The following is a 16318-nucleotide window of genomic DNA, read 5'->3' on the forward strand; positions in this document are numbered from 1 at the left end:
TAGCCTGGGGCTTATGCGTTTTAGCCAAGAAGAACTGGCCGCCTACCGCGGCGCCATCGTGCCGGATCTGCTGCCGGAGCCGTTGCGTTTGTTGTTCGTCGGCATCAACCCGAGCCTGTGGACCGCCGCTACCGGCGCGCACTTCGCCCGCCCGGGTAACCGGTTCTATCCGGCCCTTTTCCGAGCTGGGTTGACTACCCACCAGTTCGATGCCGCGGGCGGCTACGCGGACGCCGACTTTGCCGAGCTGCAAGAACGAGGCATCGGCGTGTCCAACCTCGTTCCGCGCGCCACCGCCCGCGCCGACGAGCTAACCACCGACGAGCTGCGACAGGCCCCGGCGCGCCTGGACGACATCGTTAGCACACACCACCCAAAGGTCGTGGCCGTACTGGGGATTACCGCCTACCGCAAGGCTTTTAGCCTGCCCAAGGCGGCCATCGGGGAGCAGGACTCGCCGTGGGAGGGCACTCGCCTGTTTGTGCTCGACAACCCCAGCGGACTTAACGCCCACGCCAGCGTCGCGGACCATGCGGCCGGGTACCGGCAGGTGGCCAAGGCCGCGGGTATCGCGATTTAATCCCGCGCGGAGCCGGAGACTGTGGCCTGGCAATCATTAATACGCAGGGTATTGTCAGCGGCAGCAATAACTGCGGCATCGTGCGTGGCGGCCAGAACGAGTGCGCCCCCGTCCGCAGCTCGCCGCAGGAGCGCGATAACTTGGTCACGGTTTGTGGGATCGAGGGAGGCGGTCGGCTCGTCCGCGAAGACATAAGCCGCGCCGCGGAGCAGGGCTCGGGCGATGGCCAGCCGCTGCTGCTCGCCTCCGCTGAGAATAGCTGCCGGCCCATCGAGGGGGACATCAAGACCGACTTCGCCAAGGGGGTGAAGCAATTCTTCTTTGGAGTATTGTTTTCTGGACAGCCCGAGGGTGAGGTTATCTTCGCAGCTTAGTTCGGGAATGATTCCGTGGTCTTGGTGGATTATCGCTGCGCGTTCTCGCCAGAACCTCCGCCTCCGCTTCATCTTCCACGCGGAGGCATTCTCGCCGTCTATCCGGATGAGGCCGTCAGCCGGAGGCAGGAGGCCGGCCAAGGTGTTGAGCAGCAAAGTCTTTCCGGAACCGCTGGCCCCGGACATGGCCACAAAGCCCGGCCCGGATAGGGAAAACGTTGCATTTTCCACGAGGGACTTCTTTACCATCCGCGTGCTGTGCCCCACAGAAAAAGTCGACTCCGCGGCGAGACAGAGATGAGAGGTGGAAATCTCCGGCGGCAGAGTGGGGGACTGATTGGGGCTAGCCAATGGCATTGTGACTCCTAGGGACGGTGTACATGTGCTGAGAAATACTGAGACGGACAAAACCGAGGTAGACGATTAAGACAAGGCAGCTTAGCGCGGTGAAGGTGTAGAGGAACGGGTTGGGAAGCAGTAGCGGAGCCAGCACGGACAATATGACGACAACTGTCAGGCTGACCAGTTGGCTTTTGAATAGTCGCCACATCGTTTTGTCCGGTGATTGCCCAGCGCTGTGGAGGAGTACCAGGAGGCGACGGTGAACTCGGAGCTGGATGCGCGCCTGGACTATCAAGGCCGCAAGCGTGGCGAGCAAAGCTCCGAGGGCGCTCAGGATACTCAGCCAGAACAGTGCCGTGCTGGCTACTAGTTCGGCCAGACCGCGATCGGCCGCGTGTACCGGGTACACGTAGCCTTCGAGGCCGGCAGCGGTAAGTTCTGGACCCAGTTCCGAGAAATCCGCGAAGAGCAAATTTTTACTCGAAGCTGTGGAGCTTAGGAAGTCTGTGTCGAAGCCGGATAGATCGTCCGTTTCAAGCACGTAAAAACAATCGCCGGGAACCAGTTCCCCCGACATTGTTCCACTAATGAATCCGACCGCATGATCGGCACTGACCGGTCCAATTTGTGCAGACTTAAGGAGCAGGTCGCCGGATTCCTGAGCCCACAGATCCACGGAAGCTGCGAAATGCTCTTGGGCTGCGGAATAGTCGGCCGAGTGGTTGTCGTCTCCGGGACGGAACTGATAATCCTGCAGATCGTGCCATTGGCGGTTGGCAAGTGCCACGGGGCAGGAGTCCGGCACACCGGTAGCTTCTTTCGGCAAAGTATGGCTGAGGACAGCCCCGTGCTCCCGTTCCCAGCTGAGGGCGAAGTCGCGGAAGTTCTGCTGCACACTGGGCGGCAAGAGCTCGCCTTCGTCCGCGCGGCCAGCAGGGCCGTCGAAGTTGGTTTGAAAATGCAAGGCTCCAAACTCCGCGAGAGATTTCCAGGTCTGCTGGGCCTCGGATTCCTGCTGGTAGGAGCGGAGCGCAGCCGCTGAGCTAAGACCCGCTGCTACAAAGGTCACGCAGGTAAAGACCGAAATTACTTTCAGCGCTTTTCCCGCCGCCTTCTCTGCGGGGGCACGCTGCGCCAGCAGCGCTACTGCGCGGCGCAACAATGGGGCGGTGACGGCTACGGCCAAACCGGTGGTGGCCAAGGCCAAGCCTATCCCGGCGGCGTAGAACCTGAGGAACAGGAAGGCAAAAGAATAGCTCCCTTGGCGGGCGAGGAATGTACTCGCAAGGCCAATGAGAACTAGGTGCGGGAGGATGACAAAGGCCCATTGCCGCCAATTGCCTTTTTGACTGCGGTGCCCTCCATTTATTGTGCGCAGCGCTGCCAATCTAAGACCGGAAAGCCGAAGAACAAATACCAGGGCAAAAAGGGAAACGACAAATAGAAGCAGGATCGCCACCAACGCGGGTAGGCGGAACACGATCGATTGGATGAGGTGGAAAAACTGCGTCTTTTCGCTCAACCTGAGCCCCGCGTACTTAGCAGACTCATAGAATTGGCTAACATCGCCGCCCGTCTCTTTTGGAACCAAGACGTAGTCACCGTGGTAATCCAGCGACCTAAGTTCACTGGTCGCTTGCCTCAAGGCATCAGGCCGGTTGAGTCGGGGAATGCGTTCTGGAGATGGATAATCCTGTTCCAGCGGGATGAAAACTTCGTGGGAAGTCCCACTTGCGTCATCGGCGCCAGTCAGCCGGTAAATGAAGTAGTCATTCTCCTCAGCCAATGAAACCAATGAGTTACGGATTACCGTCGGTGCGTAGTCGGACTCAAGTTCCTTCGCGAGAGGAGTCTTAGGTTCGACGTAATCAAGGCTAAAGGTTGATTCGACCCCTAAGGACAAGGGCTTGGTGGAGTCAACCAGGGCAGTCAGCAGCCACCCAGTGGTCGCGATGACTGCAACAAGAAGTAGGCTCAAAAGTCCAAGTACTAGGGGTCGAATGCGCATGAGTTCTAGCAGAAGTTGTAGTAGTAGCTGTCCTTAGTGCCCGGCAAATTCGTCGCCCAAAGCTCGGCGATCGACTTCTGGCCGCCGCGGGTGTTGATGCTTCGTTGCGTTCTGCCGTTGACTGTCACAGTCGAAGTATGACAGCGATTCACGGTGAAATAGGAACGGGCCTTAGCGTTCCAGAAACCGTACTCCCAGGTACCGCCACCTGCGGGGTAGCGAACCTTCCGACCGGCTGATGCCCAGTAGGTTGTGATGGCGGGTGCTGCTTCGCCGAGTAGCTCGGCCATCACTCCGGAAGCGAAGCCTCCCTTGGTGCCTTGATCTTGAAATTCTTCTGCGGAAGCAACGGCTGAGTTAGATACGGACACGCTTAGAACAGAGGCAATCAGCAGCGCTGCAAACTGCCGAGTGCGCTTTTTTGGGGGGTCATAACAGTCTCCTTTGAGAGAGGAAATGAGGCGGGATTGCCTCAAAAGGAAGACTACTGCAGGTGAATAAAAATAGGAATAGAAACAGTTTTCTAATTTAATCGGTACTTTTCGCACGCCTTTGGCTTGGTGGGACTTAGGCTGGTAGGGCGGTTGCCGACTCCGGTTCGTTTTGTCTTGAATTCACCGCGTACGGAGGGCTTCTGTAAGAACGAAAAAGGGCGCCTACGATCGGGGGCCGTACGTTACTTTCGAATTTCAAGGAGTGATTGTTGTGGCCGATCTGTCCAACAAGACCGTTGCGGTTATCGCTACCGACGGCTTCGAGGATTCGGAGCTGACCTCCCCGGTCGAGGCAGTGAAGAACGCGGGCGCGACCGTGAAGATTATCGCCCCGAAGGGCGGCGTCATCGAGGGCAAGAATGGTACCAAGGTCGACGTCGATACCACCACGGCCCTGGCCAAGGGTGAGTCTTTCGACGGCATCATCCTGCCCGGGGGCACCGGCAACGCGGATGCGCTACGCATGGACAAGGACGCGGTTGAGCTGGTAGGAAAGCACGTTGACGCGTACCTGCCTCTCGGCGTCATCTGCCACGGCGCCTGGATCCTCACGGATGCGGACGTGCTCAAGGGCCGCACCCTGACCTCCTTCCCGTCCCTACAGACGGACCTGCGCAACGCGGGCGCTACCTGGGTCGACGACGAGGTCGTCTGCGACCAAGGCCTGGTTAGCTCCCGCACGCCGGACGATCTGCCGGCCTTCAACGATAAGCTGGTTGAGGAGATCGCAGAGGGGCAGCACTAGACCCTGCTTGACGATGCCCGGTTGCTGGAGCTTCGCTTCCGCGGCCGGGTTTTGCGTGTCTAGTTCTCTAGGTCGGGCGCGCGCTAGAGCGATTTCCCATGGTGTGGCGGTCGATGGCGCGTTTGAGCGGGGAGTAGTGCTCGACGACGACGCGGCGGTAGGCTTCGGCATCGCCGGCGTAGAGGGCGTTGATGATGTCCTGGTGGGCCTCGACGGTCAGATCGAGGTTTTCCGAAAGGGCGATGCGCACGTGCGGAAGGACGGCCATGTGGACCTGCCAGAAGGCATCGGAAAGCTCTTTGATGAGTGGGTTGGATGATACCGAAACCAGCTGGGCGTGGAAGGCGCGGTCCTCGCGGGTGAACAATTCCCCCTTGGCGCGCCGGGCGCGCATGCGCTCGACGATGGTCTGTAGCTGGGACATGTCCTCGCCGCGGTAGTGGCTGACCAGGTCATCGGTCATCCATAGGTCGAGGGCCTGGCGGGTGTTGACCACGTCCAGGAGGCGCTCGAGGAAGTGGTCCGTGTCCAAAACGATGCGGAAGACCATGCTCGTGACCATGGGGGACAGGGACATATCGGCCACGTAGGTGCCGTGGCCGTGGCGCACCTCGACGATGTCCAGACTTGACAGGGTGCGCACCGCCTCGCGCACGCTGGAGCGGGAACAGCCCAGTTCCTCGCACAGCGCGGCCTCGGAGGGCAGCATATCGCCGGTGGTCAGCCGCCGGGAGCGGATGTAGTTGATAATGCCGGTCACGGCATGGGCGGCGGCGCCGGAGTGGTTGAACATGGAGGGACTGACTTTCTAGCTTTCTAGCTCGGGGCCGGCGGTTTCAGTTCCTTTTAGTTTAGTCGGTGCGTGCTAAGTGGCGTGAGTTGTTTCGGTGTTGGTTCGGTGTTGGTTCGGTGGTGGAAATATTTGGTGGCCGGGCCGCGGGGGTAGTGTGTCCGGAGCCCTATAAACGACACTTATGCGACGCGAGACACTGTAAACATCCGGTGTGAATCAAATGTAGCCGATTTGTTATCAAAGGTCTGGCCTGCGATTACGGCCCCATTTTGCGGCCATTCATGGAAAATACAGACTTTTTCATGGCGATATTGAGCTGGGCGCGTACCTTGGTGGACAGCACGGAAAAGCGAATAAGTTAACTACACCGGTGAGAGGAAAGCAAATCACGGGTGTAGGCCGTGTGTTTCCGACAGACGAAATTACCAATAACTAACCGAGAGGAAAGTGTGACTAATGTCTAAGGACATCAAGGACCTGCTCAACGCTACCGCCTACGACAAGGACGGCGAGAAGCTCGGCGACGTAAATGAGATCTTCGTGGACGACAATACCGGTAAGCCCACCTTCGTGGATGTCAAGCACGGTCTGTTCGGCATGAACAGCAGCCTGGTCCCGCTGCGCGGCCACGACTTCAACGGCGACGAGCTGCGTCTGGCATTCTCCAAGGATCGCATCAAGGATGCCCCGGACTTCGATTCCGACTCCGCACTGACCCCGGAACAGCAGAACGACATCTTCCGCCACTACGGCCTGGAGCAGGCCGAGGACCGCACCGAGTACCGCGACGCCAACCGCGACGTTAACCGCGAGCAGGGTCGCACCGACGCCGGCACCGCTGGCGTTGCCGGCGCTGGCGCTGGCGCGGGTGTTGCAGGCGCTGGTGTTGCCGGCGAGCGCACCGCTGCTGACGAGAAGAAGGTTGCTGGCGAGCACGCAGCTGACAAGAACGTTGCTGACCGCGAGGCTGCAACCGCTGACCGTCAGGCCGCCGCTAACGACCGCACCGCTGCCACCAACGACGGCTCCATGATCCGTTCCGAGGAGCAGCTCAACGTTAACAAGGAAAATGTTGCCACCGGCGAGGCTCGCCTGCGCAAGTACGTGGTCACCGACACCGAGACCGTCGAGGTTCCGGTCACCCACGAAGAGGTCCGCGTCGAGCGCACCCCGATCTCCGAGGAAGAAGCCGCTAACTTTACCGGTGAGATCAAGGACGGCGACACCGACGAGGCTTCCGTTACCCTGCACGAAGAGCGCGTTGACGTGAACAAGGAGACCGTCCCGGTCGAGAAGATCAACCTCAACAAGGAGCAGGTCACCGAGACCCAGCGCCACACCGAGGAGCTGCGCAAGGAGCAGATCGACACCGACGGCATCGGTACCCAGGACAAGAAGTAAACACTTCCTCGTCTGACTAGCACGCCCCGGCAGGCCCTGCGCCTGCCGGGGTTTTGTGCTGCCTGCGGTATTTTGTCCGCCCGTTTGGTACTGGCTGCGGCCTTTTACCTGCCGGTTTCGTGCCGGCTGTAGGCCCATGTTCGCCATTGTGGCCGGTGGGGCGGTGCGCCGGCGGTCCAAGGATACTGGTAAGGTATTTCGGTTCCAGTAGTTCCCGCTGCCGTGCGCAGCTTCCGAAAACTCAAGAAGGTGACCCATACGTCCGTAACGCACGCCGACAACGACAAGCTTCTTAACCCGACTTTCATCCTCGCGTGGATCGTCAATTTCGCGCAGTTTCTGGTCTTCTACATCCTGATCACCACGATGGCGGTCTACGCCGTCACCCAGTTTGGTGCCTCCGATACCGCCGGCGGCTTCGCCGCTAGCTCCTTCGTCGTGGGCGCCACCGTAGCCCGGCTTTTCTCCGGCTACGTGGTCGACACTGTGGGGCGCCGCTCCTCGCTCATGGTGTCGCTGGTGTTGGTTGTGGTCAGCTGTGCTTTGTACTTCCCAGCGCACTCGCTGGCGGTACTGATTCCCGTTCGCTTCATCCACGGTGTGGGCTACGCGGTGGCCTCCACGGCGATTATGGCCGTGGCCCAGGCAGTCATCCCGAACCGCAAGCGCGCCGAAGGTACCGGCTACTTCGCACTCGGTACCACCCTGGCAACGGCAGTCGGCCCGGCCGTTGGCCTCTTCCTGGCCAACGGGCCGGGGTATACCACGATGTTCGTGGTCGTCTCCGCGTTGACCGTCATCGATCTGGTTGTCGCCTGGTTCCTTAAGGTTCCGGAGAACAACCGCGACTACCGGCCGAAGTTCACCTTGGCCTCGGTGGTCCACCCGCGGGTCGCGCCCATCGGCTTGTTCATGTTCCTGGTTGGCATCGGTTATGCCGGCGTGGTTACCTTCCTTAACTCTTATGCGCACGCGACCGGCCTGACCGCCGGCGCAGGGCTGTTCTTCATCGCCTACGCCGCGATGACCTTCGCCATGCGTTTCTTCCTGGGGCGCCTCCAGGACCGCCGCGGTGACAACAGCGTCATCTACATCACGCTGGCCGGCTTTATCGCCGGCCTCGTTCTGCTGGCCACCGCGACCGCCGACTGGCACGTGGTTATCGCTGGTGCGCTCGTGGGCTTGGGCTACGGCTCCATCATGCCGGCCGTGCAAGCTATTTCCGTGCGCCTCGTTAAGCGCGAGGAAATGGGCGCCGGCATCTCAACTATGTTCCTCTTCCTTGACCTAGGCGTGGGGCTGGGCCCGATTTTCCTGGGCATGCTCATTACTTCGACCGGCTACTCGGCCATGTACTGGTTGCTCGCCGGCCTCATCGTGGTGGCGGGGTGCGTTTATTACCTCGTGCACGGTCGCACCGATGCCGCCAAGGGGAGCAACTTGCACACCGAAGACATTTAGGGGTGCGCCCTTCGCGCTCACGGGGAGCAGATTTTTGCATGGCTGGGCCTTGCCGGTGACCGCGAAGGGTTCATGAAGGGGGAGATTGATACCCGGCGGCCGGGAGGGTGTGCCCTTCGCGCTCACGGGGAGCGGATTCTGGTGTAGCCGGTCCTTGCTGGTGGCCGCGAAGGGTTCATGAAGGTGAAAAGGGCATGAAAAAAGCCCCCGAAGGGGCTAGTTCATTTGGTGCCGGTTTAGGCGGCGGGTTGCTTGGACGGCTCGATGATGTCGCCGACGCCGTGCTCGGCGGCGTCCCAGACTTGCTTGTCCTGGATGCCGGCGCGCTTGGCGACGATGGTGGCGCACACGGACTGGCCGGTGACGTTGACGGCGGTGCGGCCCATGTCGATGATGGGTTCGATGGCCAGCAGGAGGCCGACGCCGGCCAGCGGCAGGCCCAGGGTGGATAGCGTCAGAGTCAGCATGACGGTCGCGCCGGTGGTGCCCGCGGTGGCTGCGGAGCCGATGACCGATACGAAGATGATGAGCAGGTACTGGGTCGGGCTCAGCGGGATGTCGTAGAACTGGGCGACGAAGATGGCGGCGATGGCCGGGTAGATGGAGGCGCAGCCGTCCATCTTGGTGGTCGCGCCCAGCGGGATGGCGAAGGAAGCGTATTCGCGCGGCACTCCCATGGCCTTTTCGGTGAAGCGCTGGGTTACCGGCATAACGCCCATGGAGGAACGGGTGACAAAGCCCAGGGAGAACACGGGCCAAACGCGCTTGTAGAAGCCCATGACCGGGATGCGGTTGTAGGCCAGAACGGCGGGGTAGACGACCAGGATGACCAGGGCCAGGCCGACGTACATGGCGAGGACGAACTTGCCCAAGGAGGCGAGGGCGTCCCAGCCGTAGGAGGAGACCGCCTTACCGATGAGCGCGGCGGTACCGATAGGCGCCAGGCGGATGATCCACCACAGTACGACCTGGATGACCTTGAGGAAGGACTCGGTGAAGTTCAGGAACGGGTCGGCGGCCTTGCCGGCCTTGACGGCGGCGATACCGAGCGCCAGGGAGACGACGAGGATCTGCAGGGCGCCGAAGCTCAGCGAGACCTCGTTGTCGCTGAAGGAAGCGCCCAGGCCGATGAAGTTTTCCGGGACGATGGATTGGATAAAGCCCAGCCAGGAGCCGACGTTGCTCGGTTCCGCGGCGGTGGTCGCGTCCACGGTGGTGCCCACGCCCGGCTTCATGACGACGGCGACGAGGATGCCGATGACTACGGAAATCAGGGCGGTGATGGCGAACCAGATGAGGGTGGAAATCGCCAGGGACGCAGCGTTGGCGACCTTGCGCAGGTTGGCGACCGAGGTGATGACCGCGGCGAAGATGAGCGGCGGCACCATGACCTTGAGGAGCTGGACGTAGGCGGAGCCGACGCCAGTGAGCAGGGAGGTCAGCCAGTTGGGATTCTCGGAGGTGCCGCCCATGCCGGCGGCGATAAAGCCGAGGATAAGGCCGACAATCAGGCCGGCGATAACTTGGGCACCGAAGCCGGTGGCCCACTTGGGTAGGCCGGAGGAGCCGCGGGTGTTCTTGTCGTCGGCAGGCGTGGCTGCGGACGACGGTGTGGAAGAGGACATGAGAAACCTTCTTTAAAATGAACCGACTAGGTTAGGAAAAATAGACAGGGTAGTTCTTTTGATTGCCTGTTCTACCTTAGACCCTGGCAGGTCAATCGCACAATCCTGTGGTCCCTGGCCGGTGGTGAAAGCTCCTGGCGGAATGGGAATATGGGCCTTGAGATACTGGACGATTCGCAGCTGGAACGCATTCTCGTGGTGGTGGCGCACCCGGATGATGCCGAGTACGGGATTTCCTGCGCGGCAAAGCAATGGATTGACGCCGGCAAGGAGGTGGCCTACCTGCTGGTCACTGCAGGCGAGGCCGGGATTAGGAGCCTGCCGCCGGAAGAATGTGGTCCGCTGCGCGCCGAGGAGCAGCGGCGCGCCTGCGCGGCCGTCGGGGTCGAGGACTTGGAAATCCTGGACTTCCCGGACGGGTTGGTGGAGGCCTCGCCGCAGGTGCGCCGGGCCATTGCCACCAAGATCCGGAAGTTTAAGCCGGACACCGTCGCCATCATGATGTACGGCCTGCAGGCGCGGTGGGGGTTGAACCACGTCGATCACCGCGCGGTGGGCGTGTCCATGATTGACGCCATCCGGGACGCTGACAACCCCTGGATCTTCCAAGACTTGGGCCTGCCGGCCCACAAGGCGCAGCGGCTGCTGGTGGCTAACGACCCGGACAGCACCCACGTCCAGACGCTGAGTGAGGACGCGGTGGCTGGTGGGGTGGCATCATTGAGCGAGCACAAGCGCTACCTAAAAGAGTTACCCGACCACCCGCGGCCGGAGGATTTCATCCCGCAGATGGTGGCGTTGGACGGCGGCGGCTACGGGCTGCGGGTCCGCGTCTACGATCCGGTCTAGGTCGCGGGAAATTGACGCGGCAACGAAAAGCCGTGGCCGTGGCTTAAACCGGGCTTAATTAGGATAGCCTTTCTGGAAATTGGAGGGTGTGCGCCGTAAGTTTAGGGCATGTCTAAATTTAGCCCTCTCAACTGGCCAGTGGTGCGCCAGTTCCGCTCGGGTGACGCCTTCGGACGGGACGTGAATACCCAGTCCGCGAAGAGCCAGCACCTGCACGGCCGGACCGCGGAGGCGGACAAGGTTGTCCAGTCCGTGTGCCCCTACTGCGCGGTGGGTTGTTCCCAGCGCGTCTACGTCAAAGACAACAAGGTTATCCAGATCGAGGGCGATCCGGATTCGCCGGTCTCGCGCGGGCGCCTGTGCCCAAAGGGCTCGGCCTCGGAGCAGCTGATCAACTCCGAATCCCGCCTGACCACCATCAAGTACCGCGCGCCGTACGCCACCGAGTGGCAGGACCTAGACACGGATACCGCGATGGAAATGATTGCGGACCGCTATCTGGAGTCCCGCCGCAACGGCTGGCAGGACACGGACGACTACGGCCGTCCACTCAACCGCACCATGGGTGTGGCTGGCCTGGGCGGTGCAACGCTCGATAACGAGGAAAACTACCTGATTAAGAAGCTGTTTACCGCCACGGGCGCGGTGCAGGTCGAAAATCAGGCCCGCATATGACACTCCGCCACCGTTCCCAGTTTGGGAACTTCGTTTGGCCGCGGCGGCGCAACCCAGCCGCTGCAGGATATGGCGAATGCGGACTGCATTGTCATTGAGGGGTCGAACATGGCCGAGTGCCACCCGGTGGGCTTCCAGTGGGTGGTTGAGGCCAAGAAGCGTGGTGCCCGCATCATCCACGTGGACCCGCGGTACACGCGTACCTCTGCCTTCGCGAACCGGCACATCGGTATCCGCGGCGGCACGGACGTGGTGCTGCTGGGGGCGTTGATCAAGTACATGATCGACAACGATCTGTACTTCCACGACTACGTGGTCAACTACACCAACGCGCCGACCATCATCAGTGAGGACTACCTGGACACTGAGGACTTGGACGGGCTGTTCTCCGGCTTCGACCCGGAGACCGGCAAGTACGTCAATGACTCGTGGCAGTACGTCAAGAAGGATGAGGGGCAGGCGTGGAACGTGGAGCGCGACGAGACCCTGCAGCACCCGAACTCGGTGTTCCAGATTCTCAAGCGTCACTACTCCCGCTACACGCCGGAGATCGTGGAGGAGACCTGCGGTATCTCGCAGGAGGACTTCTACTACCTGGCGCAGTCGATCGCGGATAACTCCAAGCCGGATCGCACGACCTGCTTCGCCTACGCTTTGGGCTTTACCCAGCACACCCTCGGCGCGCAGTTCATCCGCACGGCGGCTATCCTGCAGCTGCTGATGGGCAACGTCGGCCGCCCGGGCTCGGGCATCATGGCGCTGCGTGGGCACGCCTCCATCCAGGGCTCGACGGATATCCCGACGCTGTTTAACAACCTGCCGGGCTACCTGCCCATGCCGCACGTCCAAGACGACGGCTGGGACAGCTACGTGGCCAACTTCGCCAAGCGGGGCTCGAAGGGCTTCTGGCAGATTGGTGAAAACTACGCCGTGTCCCTGATGAAGTCTTATTTCGGCGACGCCGCCACGAAGGACAACAACTGGGGCTTCGACATGATGCCGCGCATCTCCGGGGCGCACTCGACCTACGAGACGCTCATGGGCATGCTGGACGGGCAGGTCGAGGGCTACCTGGTCTTCGGCCAGAACCCGGCGGTCGCACAGTCCAACGGCGGTATGCAGCGCCGTGGCCTGGCCGCGCTGAAGTGGCTGGTGGTCCGCGACTTCCAGGAGATTGAGACCGCCTCCTTCTGGCACGACTCCCCGGAGATTAAGACCGGCGAGCTCAAGACGGAAGAGATCGGTACGGAGGTCTTCCTCATGCCGGCGGCCACCCACGTGGAAAAGGCAGGTACCTTCACGCAGACGCAGCGCATGCTGCAGTGGCGTTTCAAGGCTGTCGATGCGCCGGGGGAGGCCACCAGCGAGCTGTGGTTCTTCTACCAGTTGGGTAAGAAGATCAAGGAGCGCTTGGCTGACTCCACCGACCCGCGCGACCGCGCCATCCAGGCGCTGGCGTGGAACTACGAGGAAAACGAGGAAGGCGAGCCACACTCGGAGGACATCCTCAAGGAGATTAACGGCTATTACTTGGAGGGGCCGAAGAAGGGCCAACTGCTGCCTGCGTTCACCGAGATGAAGGCGGACGGCACCACCTCGGGTGGTTGCTGGATCTACACCGGCGTCTACAAGGACGGCATCAACCACTCGGCCAAGAAGGTCCCGGGTTCGGAGCAGAACGAGGTCGCTCTGGAATGGGGCTGGGCGTGGCCGGCGAACCGCCGTATCCTGTACAACCGGGCATCGGCGGCGCCGGACGGTACCCCGTGGTCGGAGCGCAAGAAGTACATCTGGTGGGACGCTGAGGCCGGCAAGTGGGTCGGCGACGACGTGCCGGACTTCCCGGCTACGCTGCCGCCGGACCACAAGGCGCCCATCGATGCGGTGGGCCCGGCCGCCTTGGATGGCACGGATGCCTTCATCATGCAGACCGACGGCCGCGGCTGGCTGTTCGCCCCGTCGGGACTGTCGGACGGCCCGCTGCCGACGCACTACGAGCCGCATGAGTCTCCGGTGCGCAACATCCTGTACAAGCAGCAGCAGTCGCCGACGCGCCTGACCATCAAGCGCCCGGACAACCTGTCGAAGCCGGAGGCCGGCACGCCGGGATCCGAGGTCTTCCCGTTCGTCTTCTCCACGTACCGACTGACGGAGATGTACACCTCGGGTGCAATGTCGCGCCGCCTGCCGTACCTGGCGGAGCTTCAGCCGGGCTTGTTCTGCGAGGTCTCCAAGGCCCTGGCGGAAAAGCGCGGCCTGGAAAACGGCGGCTGGGCCACTATTGTCTCGCCGCGTGGCGTGATCGAGGCGCAGGTGCTGGTCACCGATCGTATGGAGCCGATGGTCATCAATGGCCAGGAGTTCCACCAGTTGGGTCTGCCGTTCCACTACGGTGATTCCGACAACGCGGTCGTGGCCGGCGACGGCCCGAACGATCTGCTGGGGCTGACGTTGGAGCCGAACGTATTCATCCAGAACTCGAAGATCGGCGCCTGCGATATCCGACCGGGCCGCCGCCCGCGCGGCCAGGCCAAGCTGGAGCTACTCCACGAGTATCAGCGCCGCGCCAACCTGGACCTGGATTCGGGCAACCAGTTGGTCGACGTGCTCGATGAGTTCACCATCGAGTCCAAAAATGCCGACGAGGACGGCGGTAACGGCACGGACCGGACCGCTGGCAACGCGGCGGATGACGAAGGAAAGGAGTTCTAGGTGACTAACGTTTTGGGCACTAATTCCAACGCGCTGACCGAGCACTCCCACGGGTACGACTCGTATACGCGCATGGCGTTTTTCACCGACACCTCCGTGTGCATCGGCTGCAAGGCCTGCGAGGTCGCCTGCAAGGAGTGGAACCGTAACCCGGTCGAGGGCTACGAGCTCACCGGTAACTCCTACGACAACACCGGCGCGCTGGGGGCGAACACCTGGCGCCACGTGGCGTTCGTAGAGCAGGGCGACGACCGCATTCAGGAAGCCCGCGAGGAGGGCCGCAAGCTCATTTCGCTGGGCATGCCCACCATCGGCGGCGCGGACAAGGAGATTGACACCACCCCGCCGGATACCCCAGATTTCCGCTGGCTGATGTCCTCGGACGTGTGCAAGCACTGCACCCACGCCGGCTGCCTGGACGTGTGCCCGACGGGCGCGCTCTTCCGCACCGAGTTCGGCACCGTGGTTGTCCAGGACGATGTCTGCAACGGCTGCGGCACCTGCGTGGCCGGCTGCCCGTTCGGCGTGATTGAACGCCGCGACGACGGCGGCGTGACGCTGAAGACGGACAAGACCGCGACCGTGGACTATGAGGATCACACTCACGCCGGGGTCAACGTGTTGGCCAAGCTCAAGCAGCTCAAGCCGCAGGGCGACGACCACACCGCGGGCCAGCCCATGCCGGTGAAGAACTTGGGCGTGGCCCAGAAGTGCACCATGTGCTACGACCGCCTGAAGATGGGGCAGGAGCCGGCGTGCGCGAAGACCTGCCCGACCAATTCCATCCAGTTCGGCACCTACGACGACATGCTTGCCGCCGCCCAGGAGCGCGTGCGTGAGCTGCACGAGCAGGGCCTGCATGAGGCGCGCCTCTACGGCGCTAACTCGGAGGATGGCGTCGGCGGTACCGGTTCGCTGTTCTTGCTGCTGGATTCGCCGGAGGTCTACGGCCTGCCGCCGGATCCGCGCGTGCCCACCGCGGACCTGCCGCAGATGTACAAGACGGCGGCGAAGGCCATCGGTGCGATGGCGCTCGCGGTCGCCGGATCCTTCGTGTTGGGAGGCAAGAAGTGAGCGCATACGACGAGTACCGGCCCCCGCAGCCGGAGCGGGCCAACCGCTACAAGAAATTCGACGGCACCAAGCCGAAGCGCAAGAAGCGCGGCAAGGTAGGCGCCGGCGCGCAGGACGGCTCCAAGGAGCAGCGGATGGCGGAGGACTTCGAGTTCTCCTCCTACTACGGCAAGCCCGTGGTCAAGGCCCCACCGTGGGAGTGGCCGATTGGCGTCTACCTGTTCCTGGGCGGAGTCTCCGGCGGTTCGGCGCTGCTGTCCCTGGGAGCGCAGGCCACCGGCAACCGCGCCCTGCGCCGTTCGACGTCTATCTCCGCCTTCGGCGCGGCCGCGGCTGGCTCGGTCTGCCTGGTGCTCGACCTGGGCCGCCCGGAGCGGCTGCTGAACATGTTCCGTGTATTCAAGGTGACCTCGCCCATGAGCATCGGCTCCTGGATCCTGGCTACCTTCGCCACGGCGGCGTCGCTGCCGGCCCTGTCCGAGCTTGACGATGCCACCGGACGCCGCGTCCCCCTGCCGAAGTTCGCGCGTAAGGCCGTGCACGGCGCCGCCGGCTCGGCCGGTGTCGTCGCCGGGGTGCTGGGCGGCCCGCTGGCGGGCTACACCGCCGTGCTGCTGGGTAATACTTCGAACCCCACCTGGAACGACACGAAGCGTCACCTGGCCTTCGTCTTCGTTTCCTCCGCCTCGGCGGCAGCTTCCGGCTTGGCGATGGTGACCACCCCGCAGCAATTCGCCGGGCCGGCCCGGGCGCTCGGCATGATGGCCGCGGCCAGCGATTTGGTTGCCACCCGCGTCATGGAAGAAAACATGGAGCCGGAACCGCGGGAGACCCTGCACAAGGGCACGCCCGGCAAGCTGATGAAGGCCTCGGAGTACTTCATCGCTGCCGGGGGCGTGGGCACCGCGATCTCCGCGCTGACCAAGTCGCGGTGGGGCGCGGTCGCTTCCGGCCTGAGTCTGCTGGCTGGCTCGGCGTGCACGCGTTTCGGCGTGCTCAACGCGGGCCTGGAGGCGGTCAAAGACCCGATGACCACTATCGGCCCGCAGAAGCGCCGCGCCGCCGCACGCCGCGCCGAGCAGGGCCTGGATACCTCGGTCGTCACCCCGGACTAAGCGGGGGCGGTGCAGTCTTAGTTTTCGGTTTGTCAGCCTGGGGAAAGGGCTGCATAATATTGGCTCGTGT

The 16318-nt window shown here is 62.5% G+C and carries 13 protein-coding genes; 8 read left to right on the top strand and 5 right to left on the bottom strand.

From position 1 onward, the window contains the following. Positions 1-13: 13 nt before the first annotated feature. Positions 14-580: a mismatch-specific DNA-glycosylase gene (locus tag HMPREF3067_RS01285; RefSeq protein ID WP_070767938.1), complete on the top strand. Its 567-nt coding sequence runs from the start codon at positions 14-16 to the stop codon at positions 578-580. Here the strand turns inward: HMPREF3067_RS01285 and HMPREF3067_RS01290 are convergent. The 3 genes from HMPREF3067_RS01290 to HMPREF3067_RS11450 all read right to left on the bottom strand — a co-directional run bounded on the left by HMPREF3067_RS01290 (position 577) and on the right by HMPREF3067_RS11450 (position 3852). Then, complete coding sequence (locus tag HMPREF3067_RS01290; protein ID WP_070767961.1) at positions 577-1203, bottom strand: ATP-binding cassette domain-containing protein; 627 nt, start codon at positions 1201-1203, stop codon at positions 577-579. The genes HMPREF3067_RS01285 and HMPREF3067_RS01290 overlap by 4 nt on opposite strands. Before the next feature lie 94 nt (positions 1204-1297). Then, positions 1298-3304, bottom strand: a complete 2007-nt coding sequence (locus HMPREF3067_RS01295; RefSeq protein ID WP_070767939.1) for a hypothetical protein — start codon at positions 3302-3304, stop codon at positions 1298-1300. A gap of 5 nt (positions 3305-3309) precedes the next feature. Further along, positions 3310-3852: a lactococcin 972 family bacteriocin gene (locus HMPREF3067_RS11450; RefSeq protein WP_246819191.1), complete on the bottom strand. Its 543-nt coding sequence runs from the start codon at positions 3850-3852 to the stop codon at positions 3310-3312. A 157-nt stretch (positions 3853-4009) separates the two neighbouring features. Between HMPREF3067_RS11450 and HMPREF3067_RS01300 the strand changes: the two genes are divergently transcribed. Then, positions 4010-4543, top strand: a complete 534-nt coding sequence (locus HMPREF3067_RS01300) for a type 1 glutamine amidotransferase domain-containing protein (protein ID WP_070767940.1) — start codon at positions 4010-4012, stop codon at positions 4541-4543. A 67-nt stretch (positions 4544-4610) separates the two neighbouring features. Here HMPREF3067_RS01300 and HMPREF3067_RS01305 read toward each other — a convergent pair whose 3' ends face one another. Next, entirely contained in the window at positions 4611-5336 is a 726-nt protein-coding gene (locus HMPREF3067_RS01305; protein ID WP_070767941.1) for a FadR/GntR family transcriptional regulator, read from the bottom strand. Positions 5337-5792: 456 nt separating this feature from the next. On the opposite strand from HMPREF3067_RS01305, the gene HMPREF3067_RS01310 reads away from it, so the two are divergent. After that, positions 5793-6737: a PRC and DUF2382 domain-containing protein gene (locus tag HMPREF3067_RS01310; protein WP_070767942.1), complete on the top strand. Its 945-nt coding sequence runs from the start codon at positions 5793-5795 to the stop codon at positions 6735-6737. A gap of 249 nt (positions 6738-6986) precedes the next feature. Continuing rightward, positions 6987-8198: an MFS transporter gene (locus HMPREF3067_RS01315; RefSeq protein ID WP_070767943.1), complete on the top strand. Its 1212-nt coding sequence runs from the start codon at positions 6987-6989 to the stop codon at positions 8196-8198. Positions 8199-8434: 236 nt separating this feature from the next. Here HMPREF3067_RS01315 and HMPREF3067_RS01320 read toward each other — a convergent pair whose 3' ends face one another. Further along, on the bottom strand, positions 8435-9823 hold the full coding sequence (locus tag HMPREF3067_RS01320; RefSeq protein WP_070767944.1) for a dicarboxylate/amino acid:cation symporter: 1389 nt from the start codon (positions 9821-9823) through the stop codon (positions 8435-8437). 150 nt (positions 9824-9973) lie between these two features. On the opposite strand from HMPREF3067_RS01320, the gene HMPREF3067_RS01325 reads away from it, so the two are divergent. The 4 genes from HMPREF3067_RS01325 (at position 9974) to nrfD (ending at position 16248) form a co-directional block, all read left to right on the top strand. Then, positions 9974-10672 (top strand): PIG-L deacetylase family protein, encoded by a 699-nt coding sequence (locus tag HMPREF3067_RS01325; RefSeq protein WP_070767945.1) that lies wholly within the window; start codon positions 9974-9976, stop codon positions 10670-10672. A gap of 108 nt (positions 10673-10780) precedes the next feature. Next, positions 10781-14059 carry a formate dehydrogenase-N subunit alpha gene (gene fdnG / locus HMPREF3067_RS01335; RefSeq protein ID WP_246819192.1) on the top strand — a complete coding sequence of 1093 codons (3279 nt, stop codon included), beginning with the start codon at positions 10781-10783 and terminating at the stop codon, positions 14057-14059. Positions 14060-14131: 72 nt separating this feature from the next. Beyond that, entirely contained in the window at positions 14132-15133 is a 1002-nt protein-coding gene (locus HMPREF3067_RS01340; protein ID WP_070767962.1) for a 4Fe-4S dicluster domain-containing protein, read from the top strand. After that, positions 15130-16248, top strand: coding sequence for an NrfD/PsrC family molybdoenzyme membrane anchor subunit (nrfD, locus tag HMPREF3067_RS01345; protein ID WP_070767948.1), 1119 nt, complete (start codon positions 15130-15132; stop codon positions 16246-16248). Before HMPREF3067_RS01340 ends, nrfD begins: the two co-directional genes overlap by 4 nt. Positions 16249-16318 lie beyond the last annotated feature (70 nt).

Source organism: Corynebacterium sp. HMSC04H06 (assembly GCF_001815935.1).
Lineage (GTDB): Bacteria > Actinomycetota > Actinomycetes > Mycobacteriales > Mycobacteriaceae > Corynebacterium.